At 67.2% G+C, this 25,936-nt stretch carries 21 protein-coding genes and 1 pseudogene; 4 read left to right on the top strand and 18 right to left on the bottom strand.

The window, feature by feature from the left end; translation table 11 throughout:
* Together ACYVLV_RS03625 and ACYVLV_RS03630 are read right to left on the bottom strand one after the other, a co-directional pair.
* Window positions 1-365, bottom strand: a pseudogene (locus ACYVLV_RS03625) (hypothetical protein); the annotation flags it as partial.
* Window positions 366-421: 56 nt separating this feature from the next.
* Window positions 422-826 carry a nuclear transport factor 2 family protein gene (locus tag ACYVLV_RS03630; RefSeq protein ID WP_460807768.1) on the bottom strand — a complete coding sequence of 135 codons (405 nt, stop codon included), beginning with the start codon at window positions 824-826 and terminating at the stop codon, window positions 422-424.
* A gap of 72 nt (window positions 827-898) precedes the next feature.
* On the opposite strand from ACYVLV_RS03630, the gene ACYVLV_RS03635 reads away from it, so the two are divergent.
* The gene (locus tag ACYVLV_RS03635; protein ID WP_460807769.1) at window positions 899-1,864 is read left to right on the top strand and encodes a helix-turn-helix domain-containing protein; all 966 of its coding nucleotides are present in this window, start codon (window positions 899-901) and stop codon (window positions 1,862-1,864) included.
* Between the two features lie 10 nt (window positions 1,865-1,874).
* Here the strand turns inward: ACYVLV_RS03635 and arc are convergent, their stop codons facing one another.
* The 4 genes from arc to ACYVLV_RS03655 form a co-directional block, all read right to left on the bottom strand.
* Complete coding sequence (gene arc, locus ACYVLV_RS03640) at window positions 1,875-3,644, bottom strand: proteasome ATPase (RefSeq protein ID WP_460807770.1); 1,770 nt, start codon at window positions 3,642-3,644, stop codon at window positions 1,875-1,877.
* 84 nt (window positions 3,645-3,728) lie between these two features.
* Window positions 3,729-4,472 carry a glutamine amidotransferase gene (locus ACYVLV_RS03645; protein ID WP_460807771.1) on the bottom strand — a complete coding sequence of 248 codons (744 nt, stop codon included), beginning with the start codon at window positions 4,470-4,472 and terminating at the stop codon, window positions 3,729-3,731.
* A complete protein-coding gene (locus tag ACYVLV_RS03650; protein WP_460807772.1) occupies window positions 4,469-5,443 on the bottom strand; it encodes a tRNA (adenine-N1)-methyltransferase in 975 nt (324 codons plus the stop codon). Before ACYVLV_RS03650 ends, ACYVLV_RS03645 begins: the two co-directional genes overlap by 4 nt.
* A gap of 55 nt (window positions 5,444-5,498) precedes the next feature.
* Entirely contained in the window at window positions 5,499-6,650 is a 1,152-nt protein-coding gene (locus ACYVLV_RS03655; RefSeq protein WP_460807773.1) for a site-2 protease family protein, read from the bottom strand.
* A gap of 96 nt (window positions 6,651-6,746) precedes the next feature.
* Here ACYVLV_RS03655 and ACYVLV_RS03660 point away from each other — a divergent pair, with 96 nt between their 5' ends.
* A complete protein-coding gene (locus ACYVLV_RS03660) occupies window positions 6,747-7,643 on the top strand; it encodes a RecB family exonuclease (protein WP_460807775.1) in 897 nt (298 codons plus the stop codon).
* On the opposite strand, the gene ACYVLV_RS03665 is transcribed toward ACYVLV_RS03660, so the two are convergent.
* The 8 genes from ACYVLV_RS03665 to metH form a co-directional block, all read right to left on the bottom strand.
* Window positions 7,568-8,929: an ABC transporter ATP-binding protein gene (locus tag ACYVLV_RS03665; protein WP_460807776.1), complete on the bottom strand. Its 1,362-nt coding sequence runs from the start codon at window positions 8,927-8,929 to the stop codon at window positions 7,568-7,570. The genes ACYVLV_RS03660 and ACYVLV_RS03665 overlap by 76 nt on opposite strands.
* Window positions 8,913-9,965 (bottom strand): ABC transporter ATP-binding protein, encoded by a 1,053-nt coding sequence (locus ACYVLV_RS03670; protein WP_460807777.1) that lies wholly within the window; start codon window positions 9,963-9,965, stop codon window positions 8,913-8,915. The genes ACYVLV_RS03665 and ACYVLV_RS03670 overlap by 17 nt, the downstream gene beginning before the upstream one ends.
* Window positions 9,962-10,918 carry an ABC transporter permease gene (locus ACYVLV_RS03675; RefSeq protein WP_460807779.1) on the bottom strand — a complete coding sequence of 319 codons (957 nt, stop codon included), beginning with the start codon at window positions 10,916-10,918 and terminating at the stop codon, window positions 9,962-9,964. The genes ACYVLV_RS03670 and ACYVLV_RS03675 overlap by 4 nt, the downstream gene beginning before the upstream one ends.
* A gap of 2 nt (window positions 10,919-10,920) precedes the next feature.
* Window positions 10,921-11,949 carry an ABC transporter permease gene (locus ACYVLV_RS03680; protein WP_460807780.1) on the bottom strand — a complete coding sequence of 343 codons (1,029 nt, stop codon included), beginning with the start codon at window positions 11,947-11,949 and terminating at the stop codon, window positions 10,921-10,923.
* A gap of 88 nt (window positions 11,950-12,037) precedes the next feature.
* Entirely contained in the window at window positions 12,038-13,651 is a 1,614-nt protein-coding gene (locus tag ACYVLV_RS03685; RefSeq protein ID WP_460807781.1) for an ABC transporter substrate-binding protein, read from the bottom strand.
* A gap of 135 nt (window positions 13,652-13,786) precedes the next feature.
* Window positions 13,787-15,964: a glutamine synthetase III family protein gene (locus ACYVLV_RS03690; protein WP_460807783.1), complete on the bottom strand. Its 2,178-nt coding sequence runs from the start codon at window positions 15,962-15,964 to the stop codon at window positions 13,787-13,789.
* 105 nt (window positions 15,965-16,069) lie between these two features.
* The gene (locus tag ACYVLV_RS03695) at window positions 16,070-16,750 is read right to left on the bottom strand and encodes an HAD family hydrolase (RefSeq protein ID WP_460807785.1); all 681 of its coding nucleotides are present in this window, start codon (window positions 16,748-16,750) and stop codon (window positions 16,070-16,072) included.
* On the bottom strand, window positions 16,743-20,459 hold the full coding sequence (metH, locus tag ACYVLV_RS03700; RefSeq protein WP_460807787.1) for a methionine synthase: 3,717 nt from the start codon (window positions 20,457-20,459) through the stop codon (window positions 16,743-16,745). The genes ACYVLV_RS03695 and metH overlap by 8 nt, the downstream gene beginning before the upstream one ends.
* A gap of 224 nt (window positions 20,460-20,683) precedes the next feature.
* Between metH and ACYVLV_RS03705 the strand changes: the two genes are divergently transcribed.
* The gene (locus ACYVLV_RS03705; protein ID WP_460807788.1) at window positions 20,684-21,529 is read left to right on the top strand and encodes a PAC2 family protein; all 846 of its coding nucleotides are present in this window, start codon (window positions 20,684-20,686) and stop codon (window positions 21,527-21,529) included.
* 7 nt (window positions 21,530-21,536) lie between these two features.
* Here the strand turns inward: ACYVLV_RS03705 and mshC are convergent, their stop codons facing one another.
* The 4 genes from mshC to ACYVLV_RS03725 are packed head-to-tail and all read right to left on the bottom strand — an operon-like array spanning window position 21,537 to window position 24,920.
* The gene (gene mshC / locus ACYVLV_RS03710; RefSeq protein ID WP_460807790.1) at window positions 21,537-22,775 is read right to left on the bottom strand and encodes a cysteine--1-D-myo-inosityl 2-amino-2-deoxy-alpha-D-glucopyranoside ligase; all 1,239 of its coding nucleotides are present in this window, start codon (window positions 22,773-22,775) and stop codon (window positions 21,537-21,539) included.
* 24 nt (window positions 22,776-22,799) lie between these two features.
* A complete protein-coding gene (locus ACYVLV_RS03715; RefSeq protein WP_460807792.1) occupies window positions 22,800-23,570 on the bottom strand; it encodes an SCO1664 family protein in 771 nt (256 codons plus the stop codon).
* Entirely contained in the window at window positions 23,567-24,145 is a 579-nt protein-coding gene (locus ACYVLV_RS03720; RefSeq protein WP_460807793.1) for a DUF3090 domain-containing protein, read from the bottom strand. The genes ACYVLV_RS03715 and ACYVLV_RS03720 overlap by 4 nt, the downstream gene beginning before the upstream one ends.
* Window positions 24,146-24,194: 49 nt before the next feature.
* Window positions 24,195-24,920 carry a histidine phosphatase family protein gene (locus ACYVLV_RS03725; RefSeq protein WP_460807794.1) on the bottom strand — a complete coding sequence of 242 codons (726 nt, stop codon included), beginning with the start codon at window positions 24,918-24,920 and terminating at the stop codon, window positions 24,195-24,197.
* Between the two features lie 23 nt (window positions 24,921-24,943).
* On the opposite strand from ACYVLV_RS03725, the gene corA reads away from it, so the two are divergent.
* Window positions 24,944-25,924 carry a magnesium/cobalt transporter CorA gene (gene corA / locus ACYVLV_RS03730; RefSeq protein WP_460807796.1) on the top strand — a complete coding sequence of 327 codons (981 nt, stop codon included), beginning with the start codon at window positions 24,944-24,946 and terminating at the stop codon, window positions 25,922-25,924.
* Window positions 25,925-25,936 lie beyond the last annotated feature (12 nt).

Here is a 25,936-nt window from a genome sequence, read left to right on the forward strand (position 1 = left end):
CTCCCGGCCTCGACCTGGTTCCACAACAACGGAAGCCGGTAGCGCAGTTCGGCGACCCGGCAGATGTAGGCGCCACCACTGTCGGTGGTCATCCCGAGCACGGCGGCGAACTCCATCAGGTCGAACTCGGTGACGAACGGGGAGCCCTCCCCGGAGGTCCGCACCGCCCGGTTACACATGTGGTCCGTTTCGTGGGTCGCGGGATCGACCTCGTTGACCACGATCCACTCCACGACCGCCCGGAGCTTGTTGACCTCGAGGCCTTCGATCTCACCCTTGATCCCGAGCACCCTGTTGAGCGCCACCTCGGAGGCGTCGGGTGACTCGGACCCCGTGGGGCCCGAGTCGAGAGGTTGGTCGGTCATGAATTCATTGAATAGCAACCCACCGACAGTCCTAATGCTCTCGCTCTAGACCAGGTTCAACTCTCGTCGACGGTGCTAGTCAAATGCCACACCTTGGCGACGATGCGGAAACGATCGTCGTCGCGAACCAGACTCAGGTGGTCGAGGAACTCCGAGGCGAAGATCCGGACACGTACGGCCACGGTGGCCGCATGGTCCGACAACCACATCACGTACAGGATCTCGTCGTCGCGCTCCAGTCCTGCGGAAGCGGGGTCCGGTCGGGCGTCAACGTCGTCCCGCCAATCGCTGTAGGGGTCGACGGTGACGGTTCCTTGGTCGACGTCGAACAGCGACGCAGCTGGGTGAAAGACCTCGTCGAGGAGCTGGACATCGGTGCGGTGGAGTGCATCGAGGTAGGCGTGAACCGCCGCACGCAAAAGGTCTTCGTTGCGCGTCGCGGTCGAGGGCTCTGAGGTCATGGGTCAACTGTGACGGTCCGCAAACCGGTTCGGAACCGGCACACTTGCCAGGTATCCGGGAGAATCTGCCACGTGACCGGTTCCCTTTTGTCCCATGTCGTGGCTCTCGTGGCCGCTCCGGTGGCTGCCTTCGAGCTCGGCGTGCTCGCCGAGGTGTTCGGGGTGGAGCGCCCAGGCTCCGACCTGCCGCACCACACCTTCACCGTCGCGGCGCTCCACTCGGGATTGGTGCCCACCACCTCCGGATTCTCGATCGAGGTCGAGCATGGTCTCGAACGACTCGGCTCCGCGGATCTGGTCGCCGTGCCGTCGTGGGATCCGAATCACGTTCCGGAACCTGAGCTCATCGAAGCGCTACGGACCGCATCCGGGCGTGGTACGCAACTGCTGTCGATCTGCTCGGGAGCTTTTCTGCTCGGCGCGGCCGGCCTCCTCGATGGTCGCCGTGCCGCAACGCACTGGAAGTACGCCGCGGAGCTGCAACGGCGGCATCCAGAGACCCGCGTGGACGCGGACGTGTTGTACGTCGCCGACGGATCAGTGACAACCAGTGCTGGAACCGCTGCTGGCATCGACGCTTGCCTGCACGTCATCCGGGAGTTCTACGGAGCCGACACCGCGAACCGCCTCGCCAGGCACATGGTCGTCAGCCCGTTCAGGGAGGGCGGGCAGGCCCAGCTCGCTGAGGCTCCGCTGTCGGTCCAGCCGGACCATCATGGCCTCGGCCAGGTTATGGACCACGTGTTGAGCCGCCTGGATCAGCCCTGGCCCGTGACCCGACTGGCCCAGCAGGCGCTGATGAGCAATCGAACCTTTGCCCGCCGGTTCCAAGCAGCCACGGGTACGACGCCCTCTCGCTGGGTGCTCGACGCGCGACTTCAGGCCGCCGAACGTCTTTTGGAGACCACGGACCTGACCCTGACCGCGGTGGCTTCCCGCACCGGTATCGGCAGTGCAGACACACTGAGCCATCAGTTCCGCGTTCGACGCGGAGTCGGTCCCGGCACCTACCGCCAGACGTTCCGGGGAATCGACTGACCACCCAGGGCTAGAGGTACTGACCCGTGTTCGCCACCGTGTCGATGGAGCGGCCGGGCTCGGTGCCCTGCTTGCCGGTGATGAGGGTGCGGATGAAGACGATCCGCTCCCCCTTCTTGCCGGAGATCCGCGCCCAGTCGTCGGGGTTGGTGGTGTTGGGGAGGTCCTCGTTCTCCTTGAACTCATCCACGCACGCCTGGAGCATGTGGGAGACCCGCAGGCCCCGCTGGTTGTGGTCGAGGAGGTCCTTGATCGCCATCTTCTTGGCACGGTCGACGATGTTCTGGATCATCGCGCCGGAGTTGAAGTCCTTGAAGTAGAGGACCTCCTTGTCGCCGTTGGCGTAGGTCACCTCGAGGAAGCGGTTCTCCTCGGTCTCGGTGTACATCCGCTCGACGGTGGCGCGGATCATCCCGTCGACCGTGGCCTCCGGGGAGCCTCCGAACTCAGCGAGGTCGTCGGCGTGCAGGGGCAGGTTCTTGGTGAGGTACTTGCTGAAGATGTCACGGGCCGACTCCGCATCGGGTCGTTCGATCTTGATCTTCACGTCGAGGCGGCCGGGTCGCAGGATGGCCGGGTCGATCATGTCCTCACGGTTCGAGGCACCGATGACCAGCACGTTCTCCAGGAGCTCCACGCCGTCGATCTCGCTGAGCAGCTGAGGGACGATGGTGTTCTCCACGTCGGAAGAGACGCCCGAGCCTCGGGTGCGGAACAGGGAATCCATCTCGTCGAAGAACACGATGACCGGGGTGCCCATGCTGGCCTTCTCGCGGGCCCGCTGGAAGACCAGGCGGATGTGTCGCTCGGTCTCCCCGACGTACTTGTTCAGCAGTTCGGGGCCCTTGATGTTCAGGAAGTAGGACTTGACCTCCTGGCCGTTCGCGTCGTTGCCGTGACGGGCCGCGACCTTCTTGGCCAGCGAGTTGGCGACCGCCTTGGCGATCAGCGTCTTGCCGCACCCGGGGGGCCCGTAGAGCAGCACACCCTTGGGCGGCTTGAGCTCGTGTTCGATGAACAGCTCGGGGTGGAGGTAGGGCAGCTCCACTGCGTCGCGGATCTGGTCGATCTGGGCGATCAGGCCACCGATGGAGTCGTAGTCGATGTCCGGCACCTCTTCGAGGACCAGTTCCTCGACCTCGGACTTCGGCACCCGCTCGTAGACATAGCCCGCGCGGGAGTCGAGGAGCAGGGAGTCCCCGGCACGCAGGGTGATCTGTCGCAGCGGTTCAGCCAGGCGTACGACGCGCTCCTCGTCGGCGTTCGCGATGACCAGGACCCGGTCACCGTCGGCGAGCAGCTCCTTGAACATCACGACCTCGCCGACCTGCTCGAAGGCCATCGCCTCGACGACGTTCAGTGCCTCGTTGAGCATGACCTCCTGGCCACGGCTCAACGCGTCGAGATCGACGGCGGGGCTCACGTTGACCCGCAGCTTGCGGCCGCCGGTGAACACGTCGACGGAGTCGTCCTCGTGGCGGGCCAAGAAGGTCCCGAAGCCGGCCGGGGGCTGCGCCAGCCGGTCGACCTCCTCCTTCAACTTCATGATCTGGCCGCGGGCCTCGCGCAGGGTATCCGCGAGGCGTTCGTTCTGGGAGGTGACCGCAGCGAGTGACCGCTGGGTGTCCGCCAGGCGAAGCTCCAGCCCGCGCGATTGACCCGGGTTGGAACCCAGGCGACGTCGTAGATCGCCCACCTCGGACTCGAGGAAACGAACCTGCGTCAGCAACTCTTCAGGCGTCCGGCCTGCTTCGTTGGCACCGTGGTCTGTGGAAGACATGAGCTCCACCTCCTGATCAAGATCGACCTTACCTGCGACACATTGCGAACTCGTTGCAGGACTCGCGATCGGAGGGGCTTCGGGTCAGCTCCGCCCGTGGACGTGCGCGAAGTTGCTACAGATTCGCATCGGGTGGGAGACCTCGACCGCGCGGGACAGTGCGCGCAACTCGTCGGCCTCCTCGGGGTCGAAGTAACCGAACGAGGAGTAGACGTCGATGCGCGTCAGGAGTCCGGCCAGGTCCAGCTCCGGGTGGAACTGGGTGGCGTAGACGTTGCGGCCGACCCGGAAGGCCTGGACCGGACAGTTACTCGACGTGGCCAGGTGGACCGCGTGTGAAGGCAGGGCGCTGAGTGATTCCTTGTGGCCGCCGTACGCCGCGAAGTCGGTCGGCAACCCCGCGAACAGCGGATCGCCCAGACCGTCCGGCGTCAGGGTGACCGACAGGGCACCGACCGCCTCGGGGAACTCGCGGCCCACCACTCCCCCTTGGTGGTTGCCGAGCGTGCCGATGCCGTAACAGACACCCAGGAACGGGAAGTCCTCCGCGACCACCAGGTCCAGCAGCGCGCTCAGCTCGGCCTCGGCCCGCACCTGGCCTGACGACTTGGTCTCCGCCGGATCCGAGTAGGTGAACGCCCCGCCGCCCAGCACGATCCCCGACCACTGATCGAGATCCGAGGCCGTCCGCACCGGCACCTCGTCGGCCCCGAGCTGGACCCGCACCACGTCGACGGGGTCGAGCTCCAGAAACCGGACGAACGCGGCGTACTCCTCGTCGGCAGCCGCCTGCTCGGTCCGGATCGACAGCAGCAGGAACGGTCTCACTGCGGTTCGGGCAGCTGCTCGGGGCTCTGCTCCTCAGGAGGCCGGGGCCCGGTGTAGTCGGGACCGTAGGCGCCGGGGGCGGGACGACGACGCTTGCGGGGCGGGGCCTCTCCGTCGGCCATCCGGCGGGCGGTGACCAGGAAGGCGGTGTGCCCGATCATCTTGTGGCCCGGTCGCACGGCCAGGCCCTCGACGTGCCAGTCGCGGGTGAGGGTCTCCCAGGCCTGGGGCTCGGTGAACCCGCCGTGCACGCGCACGGTCTCCATGAAGCGGGACAACTGGGTGGTGGTCGCGACGTACGCGCAGACGATGCCCCCGGGACGCAGCGCGGTGGAGGTCGCCTCGATGCAGTCCCAGGGCGCCAACATGTCGAGGATGACCCGGTCGGCCCGGGCACCCGAGGCGGGGAGCTCCTCGGCCAGGTCGCCGAGGCTCAACGTCCAGGCGGGGTGGGTCTCCCCCTCCGGGACATCGAAGAACTGGTGCACGTTCTTGCGAGCGACGTCCGCGAACTCCTCGCGGCGCTCGTAGGACAGGACCCGTCCGTAGGGGCCGACCGCACGCAGCAGGGAGCAGGTCAGCGCACCCGAACCCACTCCGGCCTCCACGACGTCCGCGCCGGGGAAGATGTCGCACATGGCGACGATCTGGGCGGAGTCCTTGGGGTAGACCACGGCCGCGCCACGGGGCATGGACACCACGAACTCCGAGAGGAGCGGGCGGAACACCAGGTACTCACCACCCGCGGACGAGGTGACCGTGAAGCCCTCGTCGCGACCGATCATCTCGTCGTGTTCGAGGTGTCCGCGGTTGGAGAAGAAGCGCTTGCCGGCTTCGAGACAGAAGTTGTTCTTGCGGCCCTTGGCGTCCACCAGGCGCACCCACTCCCCTGCGCGTAGGGGTCCGCGGTGCACCCCCGACCAGGCGCGGGGGTCGACATCTGGGTCTGGGTTCACTGGGTCGGGATTCACAGGGGACTTCTCGGGCTCAGGCACCCGCGCACCCTACCGGCGGGCCGGGGTGGGTTCAGCGGGTGGCGCGGAACGCGGCGTCGACGTCGGCCGTGGCGAGAACCCCGTAGACCGATCCTTCGGAGGTCACCAGGACGTACTCCGCGGAGGGACGCTGCGTGATCCGCTGGATCAGGGTCTCCCCGTCGATGCCGACCGGCAGCGAGAGACCGTCCTCCAGGGTGCGAGCGACGCTGGAGACCGGGACCCAGGGGCGGCGTTCCTCCGGCGTCGCGAGCACGGCGGCCTCGCTGACCACTCCCACGGGTCTGCCGTCGGTCGTGGTGGTGACGATGCTGCCGGCCTCGGCCTCCTGAGCGCGGCGTACGGCCTCGGCCAGGGGCAGGCTCTCGGGGACCGAGAGGGTCCGACGGGCCAGGTCGCGCGCCACGATCTGCGGCAGACGCGAGCGCACCTTGGCCGAGTTGATCGCGCTCGAGGCGCCGAACCACAAGAACATCCCGATCACGGCGACCAGCACGAAGTCGAAGATCGCGGGTTCGACCCCGAAGATCCGCTCCTGCAGGTAGGGCCACATCAGGACGGCGATCGCGGTGATCCGCCCGCCCCAACCGGCCGCGATCGTGCCGCGGTGCATGTCGCCGCTGGCGCCCCAGACGATCGCCTTGAGCACGCGGCCACCGTCCAGCGGCAGACCCGGGATCAGGTTGAGTACGCCGACCAGCAGGTTGGCGCCCGCAAGCGCCTGCACGGCGAGCAGCCACAAGCCGTCCGGGGTGACGAAGAATGCCCCCAGAGCAACCAGACCCACCGCGATCGAGGTCAGCGGACCGACCACGGCGATCATGAACTCCTGCCGAGGCTTGACCGTCTCGTTCTCGATGGCGGTCATCCCGCCCAAGAAGTGCAGCGTGATGGAGCGGACCCGGTAGCCGTAGTGGCGGGCCATGAAGGCGTGCGACGCCTCGTGCAGCAGCACCGAGGCGTACAGCACGACGGCGAACATCAACCCGACGGCGTACTTCCCCGAACCGAGTCCGGGCTGCACCTCCTCGACGCGAGGAGCCATGATCACCGCGATCAGGGCGGCGATGACGAACCAGGAGGACGACACCAGCACGTCCGCACCCGCGATCGACCCCAGGCGGATGGTCCCCGGGGGCCGGGTAGACCGGTCGGGGGCAGCGGATTGCTCGGTGGTGGGCACACCTTGAATCTATCCGACACCCCAGCGTCCCGACGGACTCCCTCACAGTCCCGGTGTCGGCGCTCGGCCCTAGGCTGAGGAACCACAGGAGGTTCGATGCACACCACGACAGCGCCACCACCCCACCCACCCGAGGGGGGATCCCCCGCAGAGAGGGTCTCGACCGTGGTCGACGGGGTCGATGTGCTCGGTGCCATCTCCCCCAGCCGCGCGGGAGACTTCCTGACCTGCCCGCTGCTCTACCGGTTCCGCACGATCGACCGGTTGCCCGAGCCGCCCTCGCCGGACGCCGTGCGGGGCACCCTGGTGCACAAGGTGCTGGAGGACCTCTTCGACCTCGAGGCGATCGACCGCACCCCCGCCCGGGCCCGGGACATGTTGGCGCCCACGTGGGAGACCCTCCTGGAGACCGCCCCGGAGATGGCCGAGATGTTCACCGGTGACGGCCCCGAGATCGGTGCCTGGCTGACGTCCTGCCGCGTCGTCCTCGACCGCTACTTCACCCTGGAGGATCCTCAGCGACTCGAACCGGCCGAGCGCGAGCTCTACGTCGAGAGCCTGACCGCCTCGAAGCTCCTGCTGCGGGGGTTCGTGGACCGCATCGACGTGGCTCCGGACGGGGCGATCCGGGTCGTGGACTACAAGACCGGACGGGCTCCCGGGGAGGGCTTCGAGGCCAAGGCTCTGTTCCAGATGAAGTTCTACGCCCTGGTCCTGTGGCGCACGCGCGGCGTCCTACCCGCCATGCTGCAACTGATCTACCTCGGCAGCGGCGAGATCCTGCGATACACCCCCGACGAGCACGAGCTGCTGGCCACCGAGCGCAAGGTCGAGGCCGTCTGGCGAGCGATCCAGGAGGCCCAGGCCACCGGCAACTGGCAGCCCCGTCGTAGCGGGCTCTGCTCCTGGTGCGCCCATCAGTCGATCTGTCCGGAGTTCGGTGGCACTCCTCCCCCGCTGCCGTCCTCGGAGGCCGCGCCCTCCTCCGGGTAGAGCACGCAGGCAACCTGCGCGCCGCCCACGCTGCGTAGCGTGGGGTCGGTCGCCGGATGCAGGGTCAGTTCCACCCCGGACCCGTGGTCCTCGATGGCCTGCACACCGGTCCAGAAGGGTTCGTCCGGGTCTTCGGCGCGGATCGCGTCGAGGATCTCCCGGGCCGGAGCCGACCCCGTGGTCCCGATCCGAGCCGCGGCGTCGCGGTCGTCGAGGTGGCCGAGGTCGCCCACGATCCGCCGCTCCCGGTCGTACTCCTCGGTGTCGCTGCGGGTCCAGTGATCCTCCACGAGCGTGCGCAGGTCACGGGCCTCCCACCCGCACTGGGCGACGGCCTCGGGACACCGGGGGTGGAACGAACAGCCCTGAGGCGGGTCGGCGGCGTCGGGGATCTCTCCGCGCGGCAGGTGTCGCTCGACCAATCTCTCCGGGTCCGGGTCGGGGATCGCCGCGAGCAACGCCTTCGTGTACGGGTGTCGTGGGTTGGCGAAGATCTCGGCCGTCGGCCCGATCTCGACGATCCGACCCAGATACATGATGGCGATCCGGTCGCAGAAGAACTTGGCCGACGCCAGGTCGTGGGTGATGTAGACGTAGGTGAGGCCCAGCTCGTTCTTCAGATCCAGCAACAACTGGAGGATCTTGGCCCGCACCGACATGTCCAGCATGGAGACGGGCTCGTCGGCGACCAGCACGTCGGGGTCCAGGATGATCGCCCGGGCGATCACCACCCGCTGCTTCTGCCCACCGGACAGATCGGCCGGGTACTTCGACAGGTAGTTCTCCGCCGGGGTGAGGCCGACCCGCTCCAGGGCGGACACCACTCGGCTGCGTAGGTCCTCCCCGCGGGCGATGTTGTGGATCTGCAAGGGATGTCCGACGGCGTCGGCGATGGTCATCGAGGGGTTCAGGGCCGCGCTGGGGTCCTGGAAGACCATCTGGAGGTCGGTGCGCAGCTTGCGCAGCTCCTTGCCGCGCATGGCCGAGACCGTGCGCTCACCGGCGGTCTGGGAGTGGTAGCTGATCGATCCGGCGGTCGCCGGGGCCAGTCCGAGCAGAGCCCGACCGAGGGTGGTCTTGCCGCTGCCGGATTCCCCGACCACGCCGAGCACCTCCCCCGCCCGGATGTCCACGGTGACCCCGTCGATGGCCCGCACCGATCGTCCGCGCACCCCGAAGAGGCGCGAGAAGGCGCTGCCCTGGAGGTCGTAGTGGACCGACAGGTTCTTGACCTCGAGAATCGGCGCACCTGCTGTCGCGCGGATCTGCTCAGGCTTCGTCGGCAAGATCGATCTCCTCTCGTTCCAGGGGCGCGCGCTCTTCTGGGCTCAGATTCGTTTCGCCCTCCCGCACATCCGCGGCCCAGCAGGCAGCCATCTGTTCGGTAACCGGTTCGGCGCCGGGGGTATGACTGCGCAACTCGGGTTCTCGTTGCGCGCACACGTTCATCGCATCGGGGCACCGTGGGCTGAAACGACAGCCGACGGGTGGGTCCACCAGGTCAGGGGGTGCGCCCTCGATGAAGTTCAGACCGGTGGTCCGCAACGAGATCGTAGAGCGCAGCAGCTCACGGGTGTAGGAGTGCTGGGGTCGTGAGAACACGGACTTGGCGTCCCCGATCTCCACGATCTTCCCGGCGTACATCACCGCCACTCGGTCGCACGCCTCGGCGATGATCCCGAGGTTGTGGGTGATGAGCAGCAACGAGGTGTCGAACTCACTGCGCAGGTCGTGGAGCATCCGGATGATCTGCGCCTCGACCAGCACGTCCAGCGCGGTGGTCGGCTCGTCGGCGACCACGAAGGCTGGCCGCAGGACCAGGGTCAGGGCGATCAACAACCGTTGCCGCATGCCCCCGGAGAACTCGTGGGGGTAGGCCTTGAACCGGGTGGGTGGGATGCCCACGACCCGGAGCACCGCCAAGGACCTCTTCTCGATCTCCTGCTTCGAGATCGACGGTTCGTGGGTGCGCAGGGTCTCGGCGAAGTGCTCCGACATCCGCATCAGGGGGTTGAGACGGGTCAGCGGCTCCTGAAAGATCATCCCCAGATCCACGCCCCGCATGGCGCGTTGTCGTCGCTTGCTCGCGGCAAGCAGATCCTCGCCCCTGAAGCGCAGTTCCCCGTGGCGGGCGGCGCCGGGTGGGAGCAGCCCCAGCAAGCCGCGACCCAGGGTCGACTTGCCGCACCCGGACTCGCCGACCAGGCCCAGGATCTCCCCGGGACGCAGATCGAAGCTGACCCCGTCGACGGCCCGGACGGGACCCTTGGGGCCGCCGTACCAGACCCGCAGGTCACGAGCCTCCAGCACCGGATCGGTCATCGGGTCGCCCCCTTGTCGGTGTCGTCGGAGGTGTGATCGGAGAAGCTGAAGGGGCGCAGGCGTCGACGGCGTAGGGCTGGGTTGACCGTCTCGTTGAGTCCCTCCCCCACCAGGGTCAGCGCCGTCACCAGCAAGATGATGGCCAGACCGGGGAAGAGCGCCGGCCACCAGGTGCCGGCCTGGGCGTCATCGAGCGCACGGCTCAGGTCGTAGCCCCACTCCGAGGCCTCGGTGGGTTGGATCCCCAGTCCCAGGAACCCGAGGGCCGCCAGGGTGGACAGGGCATCGGCGGCGTTCAGGGTGCCGATCACCGGAACCGACTGGACGACGTTGCCGAAGAGGTATTTGCGCATGATCGTGAACGGCTTCGCACCCAGGGCCCGGGCCGCCTCGACATAGGTGGCTTCGCGGGCCGACACGGTGGTGTTACGCACCACGCGGAAGTACTGCGGGATATAGATCACCGTCAGGGACAGCGCCGCCGCGACGATCCCGCCCCCGAGGGGACCTCGGAGCAGGAACGAGAAGACGATCGCGAGCAGCAGCGACGGGAACGAGTAGATCGCGTCCATGATGAAGACCAGGATGCGGTCGAGCCAGCCGCCGATGAATCCGGAGACCAGACCCAGCGGCACGCCCACGACGCCCGAGATGATCACCGACATCACCACGACCTGCAGCGCCGTCCGGGATCCCCACACGACCCGGGAGAAGATGTCGTAGAACTGGTCGTTGGTGCCCATCGGGTAGTCGGCACCCGGCGGAGCCAGTTTGGGCAGCTTCACCCCATCGACCCGCGTCTGGTTGAAGTCGTACGGCGCGATCCACGGCGCGAAGACCGCGAAAACGACGAAGACCGATGTCATGACCAGACCGACCAGCAGGATCCAGCGAGCCATCCCCTGGGTCTGCCAGACCGTGCTGGACAGTCGTCGCACGGTGCGTGTGCCCATCATCAGTACCTCACCCGCGGGTCCACGAACGCGTTCAGGATGTCGACCAGCACGCTGACGAAGACCACGATCACCGCGAAGAACGTGACGAGCCCCTGGACGGCGATGTAGTCGCGGGCGGTGAGGTAGTCGATCAGTTCGGTCCCCAGTCCCGGCCAGGCAAAGGTCTTCTCGGTCAGGACGGCGCCGGACAGAGTCAGGGCGATCTGTAGACCCACCACGGTGATCACCGGCACCAACGCGTTGCGGAAGGCGTGCTTGCGTACGACGCGCGACTCGGCGATGCCGCGCGCCCGGGCCGCCTCCACGTAGTCCCCGCTGAGGGCCTGGATCACGTTGATCCGGACCAGCCGGATGATCACCCCGGACAGCAGCAGTCCGAGGGTGAGGCAGGGCAGCACGTGGTGCTGCAGGACGTCGACGATTGCGGTGCTGTTCCCGGAGAGAATCACGTCGACCAGCAGGATCCGGGTGCGTGGCTCGGTTTCGAAGATCGTGTTGACGCTGGCGATGTCGAAGGTCGGCCACGACGGGAGCACCGTCACGACCACCAGGACGAACATGATGCCGGTCCAGAAGATGGGTGCGGCGTAGCTGACCACGCCGAAGAGACGGATCACGATGTCGGTGGGCGTGTCCCGGTAGCGGCCCGCCAGGCGGCCGAGCGGCAGCCCGATGACCAGGGCGAAGAGGAAGGCGCCCAGGGTGAGCGTCAGAGTCGCGCCACCCTGATCGCGGATGATGTCGACGACGTCCCGGTTGTCGCTGATCGACTGGCCGAGGTCGAAGCGAGCGACGTTCCCGAGGTACTCGAAGTACTGCGTGATCAGCGGACGGTCGAGCCCCGCCGCCGCACGGCGCGTGTCCATGGCCTCATCGCTGAGCTTGCCGCCGACCGCGGCACTGACGGGGTCGCCGGGAGCGACTCGCAGCAGGATGAACACCATGGTGAGCAGGGCCCACATCATGGGCAGGACGAGAAGGAGCCGCACCGCGATGTAGCGGGGCAGCGAGCCTGTAGACGATTTCACCGAGCACCCTTCCGAGGCTCTCGCGGGGACAGAACGAACCCGCCGGTGTCCGACGCGCGAGGGCGTCGGACACCGGACGGGATGGTGATCAGTTCTTGGAGATCATCCAGAAGCGGAAGATGTACGTCGGGTCGAGAGTCTCCTCGACACCGGACATCTGCGAGGTCGCCACCGCAACGTTCTGACCGTTCCAGGACGGGATCAGCGGCACGTCCTGGGCCACGATGTCCTGGAGCTCCCCGATCTGCTCGTCACGAGCCCCTTCGTCGGTTTCGCCGAGTTCCTGGTCCAGCAGGGCGTTGACGTCATCGTTCTGGTAGCCGTTGGCGAAGAACCCACCGTCACGGACGAACGGGCTCAGGTAGTTGTCGGCGTCCAGGAAGTCGGGGTACCAACCGAGGATGAACAGGTCGTAGGCACCCTCCTTGTAGAGGTTCTGGTACTCCTCCCACTCCGCGTCCTGGAGCTTGACGTCGAACAGACCGCTGGTGTTGAGCTGGTCGGCGAACTCGGCGGCCTCGTCCACGGCGTTGGGGCCGTAGTGGGTCGGGGTATAGCCGAGGGTGATCTTCACCGGGGTCTTGACGCCTGCATCAGCGAGGATCTTCTTGGCCGCGTCTGCGTCGGGGCCGCCGTAGGCCTCCTCGAAGGAGTCCTTCTGGCCGGCGAAGCCCGGGGGCACGATCGAGAGTGCCGGGGTCACGGTGCCGTCGTAGGCGTTGTCGGAGATGGCCTGACGGTCGATGATCTGGGCGGCCGCCTGTCGTACGGCCACGTCCTTGGCCACCGGGTTGTTCAGCTGCCAGACCCAGTAACGGAACTCGGACCCCTCACCGCGGATCACCTCGGCCTTGCCGCCCTCCTCGAGGTCGTTGAGGTCGGTCGGGCTCAGGGTGCGCCATGCGATGTCGACCTGTCCGGTCTCGATGGCGGTCTTCAGCGGAGCCGGGTCCGGGAAGTACTTGACGAACACGCGGGGGCTCTGACCCACGCGCTCCCCCTCGTAACTCTCGTTGGCCTCCAGGACCGCCTGCTCGGACGGCTTGTACTGGGCCAGGGTGTAGGGCCCGGAACCGATCACGGCGTCGTCGGCCTGGAGTGCGTCGGCGGGGAAGGTCTCCTCATCGACGATGGAGGCGGTGGCCGTGCTGAGGATCTTCATGAACGTCAGGTCGGGCTGGTTGAGGTTGAACACCACGGTCGAGTCGTCTGGCGTCTCCACTGCGCCGTCGGCCAGGCCGGGGGCCTTGTCATCACCGTTGCTGATCGCACCGAGGAGCACCGAGGACCCGTTGGGGTCGGCGATCTCGATGTTGCGCTTCAGAGAGAACAGCACGTCCGAGGAGGTCAACTCGTTGCCGTTGGAGAAGGTCAGGCCACTCTTCAACGTGCAGGTGATGGTCTGCGGGTCGTCGTAGTCGCAGGACTCGGCAGCGTCACCGACGGGTTCGTCGGCGCCCGCCGGGATGCTGAGGAGCTGCTCGAAGACGTTGTACTGGAGGTTCCAGGAGCCGAAGTCGTAGGAGCCCGCGGGGTCCATGGCGGTGACGGTCTCGGTCGTGCCGAGGATCCAGGGTTCTGAGTCACCCGTGGCGCCTGAGCCGCCTGTGCCGCCTGTGCCTGAATCGCTGCCGCAGGCGGCCAGAGCGGCGATGAGAGCAGCCGTGCCGGCCAGCGCAGTGAGTCTGGGAGAACGCTTCACGTGTCGATCCTTCCGATAGACCTCGCCGAAGTTCGAGGGTCCGATGATGCGAGAACCTACTCGCGTCGATCGTCTCCCGGCTAGGGCCAAACGCCGTCCGGATATCTCAATCGCGCAACATTCTGCGGTGCTCGATCAGAGGATGTACAACATCTCCTGATAGGTCGGCAGCGCCCACAGGTCGTCCGCGACGAGGGTCTCCAATTGATCCGCTGCGGTGCGCACGTCCGCCATCGCGGGCAGCACGGTGTCGCGGCAGTACGCCGCCGCCACGAGCAGGTCCTCGTCATGCGGGTGGTCCAGGGCACGGGTCAGGGCGGCCAGACCGGTCCGCAGGTCGTTCAGCGGCGTCGAGACCCCGATCAGCGTCGTGAGGTCGGCCTCCACCCCGGCGGCCTTGAGTGCCGCGGCGTTCGAGGCCAACTCGGTCTGGTACCGCAACGCGGCCGGCAGGATCGTTGTCGTCCCCATCTCCAGGGTCAGGTTGGCCTCCACACTGATCGAGAGCACGTACTGCTCGCACCCGATCTCGTAGCGGCTGTGCATCTCGCGTTCGTTGAAGACGGCGTACTTGCCGAACAGCTCCACGGCCTCCGGGGAGATCAACTCGGGGAGCGCGTCGACGGTGGTACGGAGGTTCTTCAGGCCACGCTGTTCGGCCTCGATCGGCCACTCCTCGGAGTAGCCGTTGCCGTTGAAGATCACCCGTCCGTGGTCGACGATGATCGAGGTGAGCAGGGTCTGGACGGCCTCGTTGAAGTCGGTTCCGGCCGCGACCGCCGCCTCCAACTCGGTGGCGCAGTGATCCAGGGCCTCGGCCATGATCGTGTTCAGGATGACCATCGGGCCCGCCACGGTCTGGTTCGATCCCGGCGCACGGAACTCGAACCGGTTGCCGGTGAACGCGAAGGGACTGGTCCGGTTCCGGTCACCGGGGTCCTTGGTCAGGTTCGGGAGAGTGTCGACCCCGACCGTCAGGGTGCCCTTCTCCTTCGAGCGGGTGGCTCCGCCCTTGGCGATCTGGTCGAAGACATCGGCCAGTTGGTCGCCGAGGAAGATCGAGATGATGGCCGGTGGGGCCTCGTTGGCGCCCAAGCGGTGGTCGTTGGACGCGGAGGCCACCGAGGCCCGCAACAGGCCGCCGTACAGGTCAACCGCACGGATCACCGCCGCACAGAAGACGAGGAACTGGGCGTTGTCGTGGGGGGTGTCGCCGGGCACCAGCAGGCTGCCGAGGTCAGCGTTACCCAGGGAGAAGTTCACGTGCTTGCCGGACCCGTTGACGCCGTCGAAGGGCTTCTCGTGGAACAGGCACTCCATCCCGTGTCGGCGGGCAACCGACTTGAAAGTGGTCATCAGCAACTGTTGGTGGTCGGAGGCTTCGTTGGCGCGTTCGAACATCGGCGCCACCTCGAACTGACCGGGAGCGACCTCGTTGTGGCGGGTCTTCGCCGGAATCCCGAGCTTGAACAGTTCCCGTTCGGTGTCCATCATGTAGCCGAGCACCCGCTCGGGGATGGCGCCGAAGTAGTGGTCGTCGAACTCCTGACCCTTCGGCGGCTTCGCACCGAAGAGGGTGCGCCCGGCGTTGAGCAGATCCGGACGAGCCAGGTAGAAGTGGCTGTCGACGAGGAAGTACTCCTGCTCCGGTCCGCAATAGGCCACCACCGTGTCCGGGGTCTCGTGGCCGAAGAGAGACAGGACGCGGCGGGCGTGGATCGACATGGCCTGCTGGGATCGCAGCACCGGCGTCTTGTGATCCAGGGCCTCCCCGGTCATGGAGATGAAGATGGTGGGGATGCACAGGGTGTTCCCGTGCGGGTTCTCCAGCACGTACGCCGGGCTCATCACGTCCCAGCCGGTGTAGCCGCGGGCCTCGAAGGTGTTGCGCAGCCCGCCGTTGGGGAAACTCGAGGCGTCCGGCTCCCCCTGCATGAGCGTCTTGCCCGAGAACGAGGCGAGGGCGGTGCCGTCGCCGACCGGGTCCAGGAAGCTGTCGTGCTTCTCGGCCGTCAGTCCGGTCAGGGGGTAGAACACGTGGGCGTAGTGGGTGGCGCCCTTCTCCAGCGCCCAGTCCTTCATCGCCGACGCCACCGCGTCGGCGACCTCCATGTCCAGCGGCATCGACTTCTCGATCGTCGAGACCACTGACTTGTAGATGTTCTTGGGCAGACGCTTCTGCATCGCCATCAGGCTGAACACGTTCGCACCGAAGATCTCACCGGGCTCCTCGCCCGGGTCGAAGCTGTGCGGTGGCGGGACATTCGCCTCGACGGCGGCAATGGCCTGCAAACGGACGTGGTTGGCGCTCATGCGGACTCCTCGCGGTACGGCGCCCGGCTCCCCCAAGCGTCTCACCCGGACGTTAGAGGGACCGTGTGTCGGGGAGGTTTCCCCGACGTGTCAGGCAAACGCGCGTCATCCTGGTGGGGTCAGGGACTCCAGATCGGCGCGGGTCATCTCTGTCAATGACGTGCGCCGGATCCGTCGGGGACCGACCGATACCGGCACGTGGTGCGGCACCACCAGCACCAGACATCCTGCTGCCTCCGCCGACGTTGCGCCGGGACCGGAGTCCTCGATGGCCAGGCACTGCGCGGGGTCGACGCCCAGCTCCGCGGCCGCTTTCAGGTAGGGCTCGGGGTGGGGTTTTCCGTGGGCCACCTGGTCGCCGGTCACCACGACCTGGAAGGTGCCGGCGGGCAACTGCTCGAGGATGGGGTCCACGAATCGCTTCCACGACATCGTCACCAGGGCACAGGGAGTCCGAGCCGCCCCGAGTTCGCTGAGCAGTTCGCGCGCCCCGGGTCGCCACGGGATGTGGCGGCGTACCCGCTCCACGACTCCGTCCAGCAGGAAGTCGACGATCTCCTCGGGCGTTAGATCCAGATCCATCTGCTCCTTGATGAAGCGCCCCGAATCCAGCAGGTCGTTGCCGACGAGCTGCAACGCGAGTTCCTGGCTCCAGGTCGCACCGTGCGCCTCGGCGAGGGCGTACTCGGTCTCGATCCAGTACGGCTCGGTGTCGACCAGCGTGCCGTCCATGTCCCACAGCACCGCCTGGAACGGCAGCGTGTCAGGAGTTGGGGTCTCAGTCATCGGGGTCGTAGCCCAGGTTCGGCGAGAGCCACTTCTCGGCCTCGATCATCGACCAGCCCTTGCGCTCGGCGTAGTCGGCGACCTGGTCGCGGCCGATCCGTCCGACCACGAAGTACTGCGAGTCGGGGTGGGAGAAGTACCACCCGGACACCGAGGCACCGGGCCACATGGCCATCGACTCCGTGAGCGTGATCCCGGCGGATTTCTCGACGTCGAGGAGATCCCACAGGGTGCGCTTCTCGGTGTGGTCCGGGCACGCGGGGTAACCGGGGGCCGGTCGGATCCCGGAGTACTTCTCCTTGATGAGGTCCTCGTTCGAGAGTTGCTCATCGCTGATGTGGCCCCAGAACTCGGTCCGCACGCGCTGGTGCAGCCGTTCGGCGAAGGCTTCGGCCAATCGGTCGGCCAGCGACTCGAGCAGGATGGCGTTGTAGTCGTCGTTGTCGGCCTGGAACGCCTTGATGCGCTCGCCGAGTCCTAGTCCCGCCGTGACCGCGAACCCACCGACGTAGTCGTTCAGACCACTGTCCTGAGGGGCCACGAAGTCGGTCAGCGACCGATGCGGGACACCTTCACGGTGCTCCCCCTGCTGGCGCAGGTGGTGCAGCGTGGTCAGGACCTCGCTGCGGTCCTCGTCGGCGTAGAGGACCGTGTCGTCACCGTGTCCGGCGGCGGGGAAGAAACCGTAGACGCCGGTGGCGGTCAGCCACTTGTCGGCCACGACCGTGTCCAGCATCTCCTGGGCGTCGTCGTAGAGCTTGCGCGCCACCTCGCCGGTCGTGGGGTTGTTGAGGATGTCGGGGAACTTGCCCTTCATCTCCCAGGCGTTGAAGAACGGCTGCCAGTCGATGTATTCGCGCAACTCACCGAGGTCGTAGCCCTCCAGGACGTGGATCCCTGGTTGTTCCGGCACCGACGGGGTGTAGCTCTCCCAGTCGATCGCGGTTGCGTTGGCGCGGGCCGCGTCGTAGGTCAGCAGCTTGCGCTGACCCTTGGCCGCGTGCCGGGTGCGCAGGGAGTCGTAGTCCTCCTTCACATCGGCCAACAACTTCACGCGCCGATCCTCGTGCAGCAAAGCCGCCGCTGTGGGGACCGAACGGGAGGCGTCCTTGACCCACACGACGGGGCCGTCGTACTTCGGGTCGACCTTGACCGCAGTGTGGGCGCGTGAGGTGGTCGCGCCCCCGATCAGCAGCGGGATCGTGAAGCCCTGGCGCTGCATCTCGGTGGCCAGATTGACCATCTCGTCCAGCGACGGGGTGATCAGACCGGAGAGCCCGATGATGTCGGCGTCGATCTCGATGGCCTTGTCGAGGATCTTCTGGGCGGGCACCATCACGCCCATGTCGATGACCTCGTAGTTGTTGCACTGGAGCACCACGCCGACGATGTTCTTGCCGATGTCGTGGACGTCGCCCTTGACGGTGGCCATCACGATGGTCCCGTTGGTCTCCTTGGCGGTGGCGTACTCCGGGTTGTCGAGCTTCTCCTGCTCGATGAAGGGGATCAGGTGGGCGACGGCCTTCTTCATCACCCGAGCCGACTTCACGACCTGCGGCAGGAACATCTTCCCGGCACCGAACAGGTCGCCCACGACGTCCATCCCGGCCATCAGGGGACCTTCGATGACCTCGATGGGACGGCCACCTCGGGCAGCGATCTCGAGGCGCAACTCCTCGGCGTCGGCCTCGGCGTGAGCGTCGATGCCCTTGACGAGGGCGTGGGTGATGCGGTCGGCGACCGGGAGCGAGCGCCACTCCTGCTCGGCGACCTCCTCCTTCTCACCCTTGCGGTTGTGCGTCTCCGCGATCTCCAGCAGCCTTTCGGCGGCGTCGGGTCGCCGGTTGAGGACGACGTCCTCGATCCGTTCGCGCAACTCCGGCTCGACCTCGTCGTAGACGACCAGGGCGCCGGCGTTGACGATGCCCATCGTGAGGCCGGCCTTGATGGCGTGGAAGAGGAACACCGCGTGGATGGCCTCGCGCACCGGGTTGTTGCCGCGGAAGGAGAAGCTCACATTCGAGATGCCGCCCGAGATCTTGGCGCCCGGCAGGTTCTGCTTGATCCAGCGGGTGGCTTCGATGAAGTCCAGGCCGTAGGAGGCGTGCTCCTCGATGCCGGTCGCCACGGCGAACGCGTTCGGGTCGAAGATGATGTCCTCCGCGGGGAAGCCGACCTCGTCGACCAGGATCCGGTAGGCCCGCTCGCAGATCTCCTTGCGTCGCTCCAGGTTGTCGGCCTGGCCGTCCTCGTCGAAGGCCATGACGACCGCGGCGGCGCCGTACTTCTTGACCAGGCGGGCCTGCTTGCGGAAGGTCTCCTCCCCCTCCTTCATGGAGATGGAGTTCACGATGGCCTTGCCCTGGACGTTCTTCAGGCCGGCCTCGATGACCTCCCACTTGGAGGAGTCGATCATGATCGGCACCCGGCTGATGTCGGGTTCGGAGGCGATCAGCTTGGTGAAGCGATCCATCGCCTCGACGCCGTCGATCATCCCCTCGTCCATGTTGACATCGATGACCTGGGCGCCGTTCTCGACCTGCTGCAGGGCGACGCTCAGTGCGGTGTCGTAGTCGCCGGCCTTGATGAGGTTGCGGAACTTGGCCGACCCGGTGATGTTCGTGCGCTCACCGACGTTGACGAAGAGGCTCTCGTCGTTGATCGTGAACGGCTCGAGGCCGGACAGACGCATCGCCGCGGGCAGTTCGACCGGTGCGCGGCCCGGCTTGTCGGCCACCGCGGCGGCGATAGCCGCGATGTGGTCCGGGGTGGTGCCGCAGCAGCCGCCGGCGAAGTTGACGAAGCCCGCCTCGGCGAACTCCCCCACCATCGCGGCGGTCTCGTCGGGCGATTCGTCGTACTCACCGAAGGCGTTGGGCAACCCCGCGTTGGGGTAGACCGAGACGAAGGTCTCCGACAGCCGTGACATCTCGGCGATGTAGGGGCGCATCTCCTTGGCCCCGAGAGCGCAGTTCAGTCCGATGGCCAGGGGGTTGGCGTGGCGGACCGAGTCCCAGAAGGCTTCAGTCACCTGCCCCGAGAGGGTGCGACCCGACGCGTCGGTGATGGTGCCGGAGATGATGACCGGCCAGGTGCGGCCCGTCTCCTCGAACAGCGTCTGCACCGCGAAGATCGCAGCCTTGGCGTTCAGGGTGTCGAAGATGGTCTCGATGAAGAAGAGGTCGGAGCCGCCGTCGACCAGACCCCTGGCGGCCTCCAGGTAGGCCTCGACCAACTGGTCGTAGGACACGTTCCGGGCCGCGGGGTCGTTGACGTCCGGGGAGATGGAGGCGGTACGGGTGGTGGGCCCCAGGGCGCCACCGACGTACCGTTTCCTGCTCGGGTCCTCGGCAGTCACCTCGTCGGCGACCTCACGGGCCAGCGCCGCTGCTGCGTAGTTGAGCTCGTAGGCAAGGTCCTCCATGCCGTAGTCGGACAGCGAGATCCGGTTGGCGTTGAAGGTGTTGGTCTCGATCACGTCGGCCCCGGCGTGGAGGTACTCCCGGTGAATGCCCGCGACGATGTCGGGTTGGGTCAGCGTCAGCAGATCGTTGTTACCGATGACGTCGCTGGGCCAGTCCTTGAAGCGCTCGCCGCGGTAGCCGGCCTCGTCGGGTCGGTCGCGTTGGATGGCGGTGCCCATGGCGCCGTCGAGCACCATGATCCGCTCGCGCAGGACCTGGGACATCTCCTCGGCGACGTCAGGCATCCAGCGAACGGGAAGATCCGTCGTGGGTGCAAGTGACTTCTTCTGCGACGACTCAAGCGACGTGTGAGACAACTGGTCGGACAACTGAACTCCTCGGGACCGCGGTATCGGTTCGTTTTCGTCAACGATCCGACCAGGCGTCCACGTCGTGGACGCTCGTATCGAATGGTGACACCGGGCAGGGAGCCCCACGAAATCCTCACCCTCCTACTAGGGTTCACAGGGTGATCGAGATCGAGGACACCCACGAGCTGATCGACCCGCTGGTGATCGCTGCCTTCGAGGGCTGGAACGACGCCGCCGACGCCGCATCGGGGGTCATCGACCACCTGATGAAGGTCTGGAACGCCCGGGTGGTCGGGGCGATCGACCCCGAGGACTTCTACGACTTCCAGGTGAATCGTCCGATGATCAGCAACGACGAGGACGGTTACCGTCGGCTGACCTGGCCCAGCACCCAGATCGCGATCGCCTCCCCTCCCGACCTCGACCGCGACGTGATCCTGATCCGGGGCATCGAGCCGAACATGCGGTGGCGACAATTCTGCGCCGAGATCCTCGCCGCGTGCGAGGCGCTCGGGGGTCAGTTGGTCGTGACCCTCGGTGCGCTGCTGGCCGACTCACCGCACACGCGCCCCATTCCCGTCACCGGCACCGCCACGGAACCCGAACTGGTCGACCGGTTGAAGTTGGAGCAGTCCTCCTACGAGGGCCCCACCGGCATCGTGGGCGTCTTCCAGGACGCGTGCGTGCGACTGGACGTTCCGGCGGTGTCCTACTGGGCGGCGGTCCCCCACTACGTGGCGCAACCGCCGTGCCCGAAGGCGACCCTGGCCCTGCTGGGTCAGCTCGAGGACCTGCTGGAGGTCTCGATCCCGCTGCTGGACCTCGGCGAGGACGCCAAGGCGTGGGAACGCGGAGTCGACGAACTGGCCGAGGATGACGAGGACGTCGCCGACTACGTGCGCTCCCTGGAGGAGAGCCGGGACACCGCCGACCTCCCCGAAGCCACCGGCGAGGCGATCGCGCGCGAGTTCGAGCGGTACCTCAAACGCCGCAGCGACGAGTGAGCAGGGGTCAGAGAGACAGACCCAGGGCGGCGTCGAGTACGGCGATCATGGCCACCGCGGCCCCGGGATCGCTGGTGTCGGCCAGACCGTCGCGGCCCAGGGTCGCACCGACCCAGGTGTCGACCGCGGCGCAGGCGCGGGGGGCGTCGAGGTCGTCGGCCAACGCGGCCAGGATCTCCTCGACCACCGGTCCGGCGGGAGCGCCGGCACCCAGTGACAACGCACGGCGCCAGTCGGTGAGGGCGTCGACCGCGGCGAACAACTGGTCGTCGGTCCACTCCCAGTCGCTGCGGTAGTGGTGGCGCATCAGGGCCAGGCGGATCGCCATGGGGTCGACGTCGGCGTTGCGCAGAGCCGAGACGAAGACCAGGTTCCCCTTCGACTTCGACATCTTCTCGCCGTCGTAGCCGACCATCCCGGCGTGGACGTAGGTCTGGGCGAAGCGGGTGTCCGGGTGGGCGACCTGGGCGTGACCCGCCCCCATCTCGTGGTGCGGGAAGACCAGGTCACTGCCTCCACCCTGGACGTCGAACGCGCCGCCGAGGTGCTCCAGCGCGATGGCGGTGCACTCGATGTGCCACCCCGGGCGGCCGGGACCGAACGGGCTCTCCCACGAGGGCTCGTCTGGTCGGGCGCCGCGCCATACGACGCAGTCCAACGGGTCGCGCTTGCCCTCACGGTCGGGGTCTCCCCCGCGCTCGCCGAAGAAGCGGAGCATCGTCTCGCGGTCGTAGTTGGAGTGATCCCCGAAGTGCGGGTCCGCGGTGACGGAGAAGTAGAGGTCGGTCTCGACCTGGTAGATCGACCCGGCGTCCTGCAGCACCTCGATGAGCTCGATGACCTGCGGGATGGACTCGACCGCGCCGATGTAGTGGGCCGGCGGGAGGACCCGCAGCGCTTCCATGTCGGTGCGGAAGAGCTCGGTCTCGCGCTCGGCCAACTCGACCCAGTCCACATTCACCTTGGTGGCTCGCTCGAGCAACGGGTCGTCGACGTCGGTGACGTTCTGCACGTAGGTCACGTCGTAGCCCGCGTTGCGCCAGGCCCGGTTCAGCAGATCGAAGCCGACGTACGTCGCCGCGTGGCCGAGGTGCGTGGCGTCGTACGGCGTGATCCCGCAGACGTAGAGACGGGCGTTCCCCTGCGGTGTGGTCGTCACGAGGGCGCCGGTGGCGCTGTCGTGGACCGCGACAGGAGGTCCGCTGACGGACAGGGAGGGTGCCCTAGGGGCGGACCAGGCGCGCATGGGTGAAGGGTAACGACCCTCCGATCAGAACGGCGGCCAGGGGATGGAGGGCCAGTCACCGTGGGAGTCCGGCATCACGGCTTCGCGCAGCAACCGCTGGCACCGGCGCTCCAGAGCGTGCAGTTCCAGATCGGTGATGCGGGTGGCCAGGTCGTCACCCAAGGCAGCCCCGAGACCCTCTACGACCCGGCGTACGCCGTCCAGTTCGTCATCGGTCAGGGGCTGACCTCGCCAGCCCCACAGCACCGTGCGCAACTTGCTCTCGTGGTGCAGCGTCAGCCCGTGGTCGACCCCGTAACGGTGGCCGGAGGCCATCTCGATGACGTGCCCACCTTTGCGGTCGGCGTTGTTCGTGATGACGTCGAAGATCGCCATCCGCCTCAGCGAGGTGGTGTCCTCGTGGATCAGCGTCACCTCACGGTCCCGGTCGTCGAGCCCCTCGAACACGCTGAGCCACGACGGGTGCGAGACGGTGACCTCGGGGGTCCGCACGATGGTCACGGCCTCCTGATCGGGATCGGCGTCCTGCCAGACCTGGACCATCCCCGGACCGTGAGGGCCTTCCCCCATCCACGTCAGCGGCACCGTGTCCCAGCCCAAGGTGACCGACACCGAGTGCGCACCCACCTCGCGGTCGGCCAGGGTGCCGGTCGGGAAGTCCCACAGCGGTCGTTCACCGGCAACCGGCTTGTAGACGACCTTGGTGCCGCCGATCTCGCCGAGGAAGGTGGCGTTCGAGGCCGGCATGATCCTGCCCTGCAGGACGATCTCGCCGTCCAACGCTGCGGTGGTCACGGGTCCCGACGACGGAAACCGTTGGCGCGCACGCACAGGTGCCCCGTCGGATCCATCGGATTGCCGCAGAACGGACACCCGGGGCGGCCGGCCTCGATGACCTGGGAGGTGCGTTGGACGAAGGCCCGCGCATGTCCCGGGTCCAGGCGCACCATGAGCACCTCGTCGGCCTCTGGCTCCTCGAAGTCCTGGTCGACCTGGTCAGGAGCCACCACCGCAGCCTCGCTGTAGGGGAAGACCTCGATCACGATCTTGCCGTCGTTCGGGTCCCACGACAGCGTCATCGTTCCGGCTCGGAACTCTTCCTCGATGGGCTGCTCGAGGGGTTGGGAGTCGACCAGACCCAAGGGGGCGACCGCTGGGATGACCCCGGTGCTGGCGTCGTTGGACATCACCTCGTCGAGCAACTCGTCGATGCGCTCGGCCAACGCGGCCACCTGCTGCTTCTCCAACGAGACGCTGACCAGGCGGCTACCGGAGCGGGCCTGGATGAAGAAGGTCCGCGCACCCGGTTCGCCGACGGTGCCGGTGACGAACCGTTCGGGCGGGTCGAAGCCGTGGACGATCGGAGGCATGTCGTTCACCTTATGACCTCACTCCTATTGGGCTCCTACTAGGCGACGCTCAGGCGGGTCCGGCGCCGCCGCCCACGGGGGCGTCCGGGCTGGCGGCGGCCTTCTTCCGCCCCGACTTCTTGGTGGGCTTGGGCACCATCCACGACAGATCGCCGGCGTGGGTGTTGCTGGAAACGACGTACGGCCGGGCCTCGGTGTAGCGGATGATCGACACCGACGCGGGGTCGACGTTGATCCGTTGGAACAGGTCCAGGTGCATGCCGAGTGCGTCGGCCAGGACGGACTTGATGATGTCGCCGTGGCTGACCGCCACCCACACCGCACCCGCTCCGTGCTCGGCCTCGAAGGCGGCGTCGAGGCGGCGGATGGCGCTCACGCTGCGCGCCTGCATGGTCGCCATCGACTCCCCGCCGGGGAAGGCGGCCGCCGAGGGCTGGGACTGCACCGTCTTCCACAGGGGTTCCTTGGCGAGGTCTTTCAGGGGACGGCCCTGCCAGTCCCCGTAGTCACACTCGCTGATCCCGCGCTCGCTCACGATCCGGGGGTACGCCGCATGGTCGGGTTGGGCGGAGGCGATGGCCTTCGCGGTCTGCTTGCAGCGCTCCAGGGGGCTGCTGACCATCCCGTGCAGCGGCACCACCGCCAGCCGTTCGGCGGTCCGGGCCGCCTGCTGGGCACCGACGTCGTCGAGTTTCACCCCTGGGGTACGGCCAGCGAGGATCCCGCTGGCGTTGGCGCTGGTACGCCCGTGACGGACGAGGATCACTGTGGCCATGCCGCGAGACTAGTCTCCCTGTCGTGATCATCGACAGCGCGCTGTATCGGGCCGGTGGGCGGGTTCCCGTGGACTGCCAGCCCCACGACTACGCCGCCCTCCGCGATGCGGCGGCCGGTGAGGACTCGTTCGTCTGGGTGGGTCTGCATCAGCCCGACGAAGAGGAGTTCGCGGCGGTGGCCGCCGCCTTCGACCTGCACCCCCTCGCTGTCGAGGATGCGGTCAAGGCCCACCAGCGCCCCAAGCTCGAGCGCTACGGCAACTCACACTTCCTGATCCTCAAGACCCTTTGGTACGTCGAGGAACACGACGCCGTCGAGACCGGGGAGATCAGCCTGTTCATCGGCAGCAACTTCGTGGTCACCGTGCGTCACGGTGAGGGTGCCGAACTCCACACCGCGCGGCTCCGCCTGGAGTCGCAGAGCGCGGTGCTGACCCACGGGCCCTCTGCGGTGGTGTACGCCGTCTGCGACACCGTGGTCGACGCCTACGTCGCGGTGGTCGAGGACCTCCAGAACGACGTCGACGAGGTCGAGGAGTCGGTGTTCTCGCCCAAACGCACCGACGACTCGGTGCGCATCTATCGCCTCAAACGGGAGATCGCGGAGGTACGCCGCGCGGTCCTGCCGCTGCGTGAGCCGATGCGGCTGTATGCCGCCGGCTCCGTGACCGAGATGGACCCCGAGTCGGCCCCGTTCTTCCGCGATGTCGCCGATCACCTGGCCCGCGTGGCCGAGCTGGTGGACAACCTCGACGTACTGCTGTCCAGTGCCTTCGAGGCGCACCTGGCGCGGATGTCGGTCCAGCAGAACGACGACATGCGCAAGATCTCCGCCGGTGCGGCCCTGGTCGTGGTGCCGACCCTGATCGCCGGCATCTACGGGATGAACTTCGACTCCATGCCGGAGCTGCACTGGGCCCTGGGCTACCCGATGGCCCTGTTGGTGATGGTCGCCGCCTCGACGGTCCTGTGGGTGATGTTCCGGCGGTCCGGCTGGTGGTGACCGACCGCTCCT

The sequence above is a fragment of the Nocardioides salsibiostraticola genome (genome assembly GCF_054783655.1).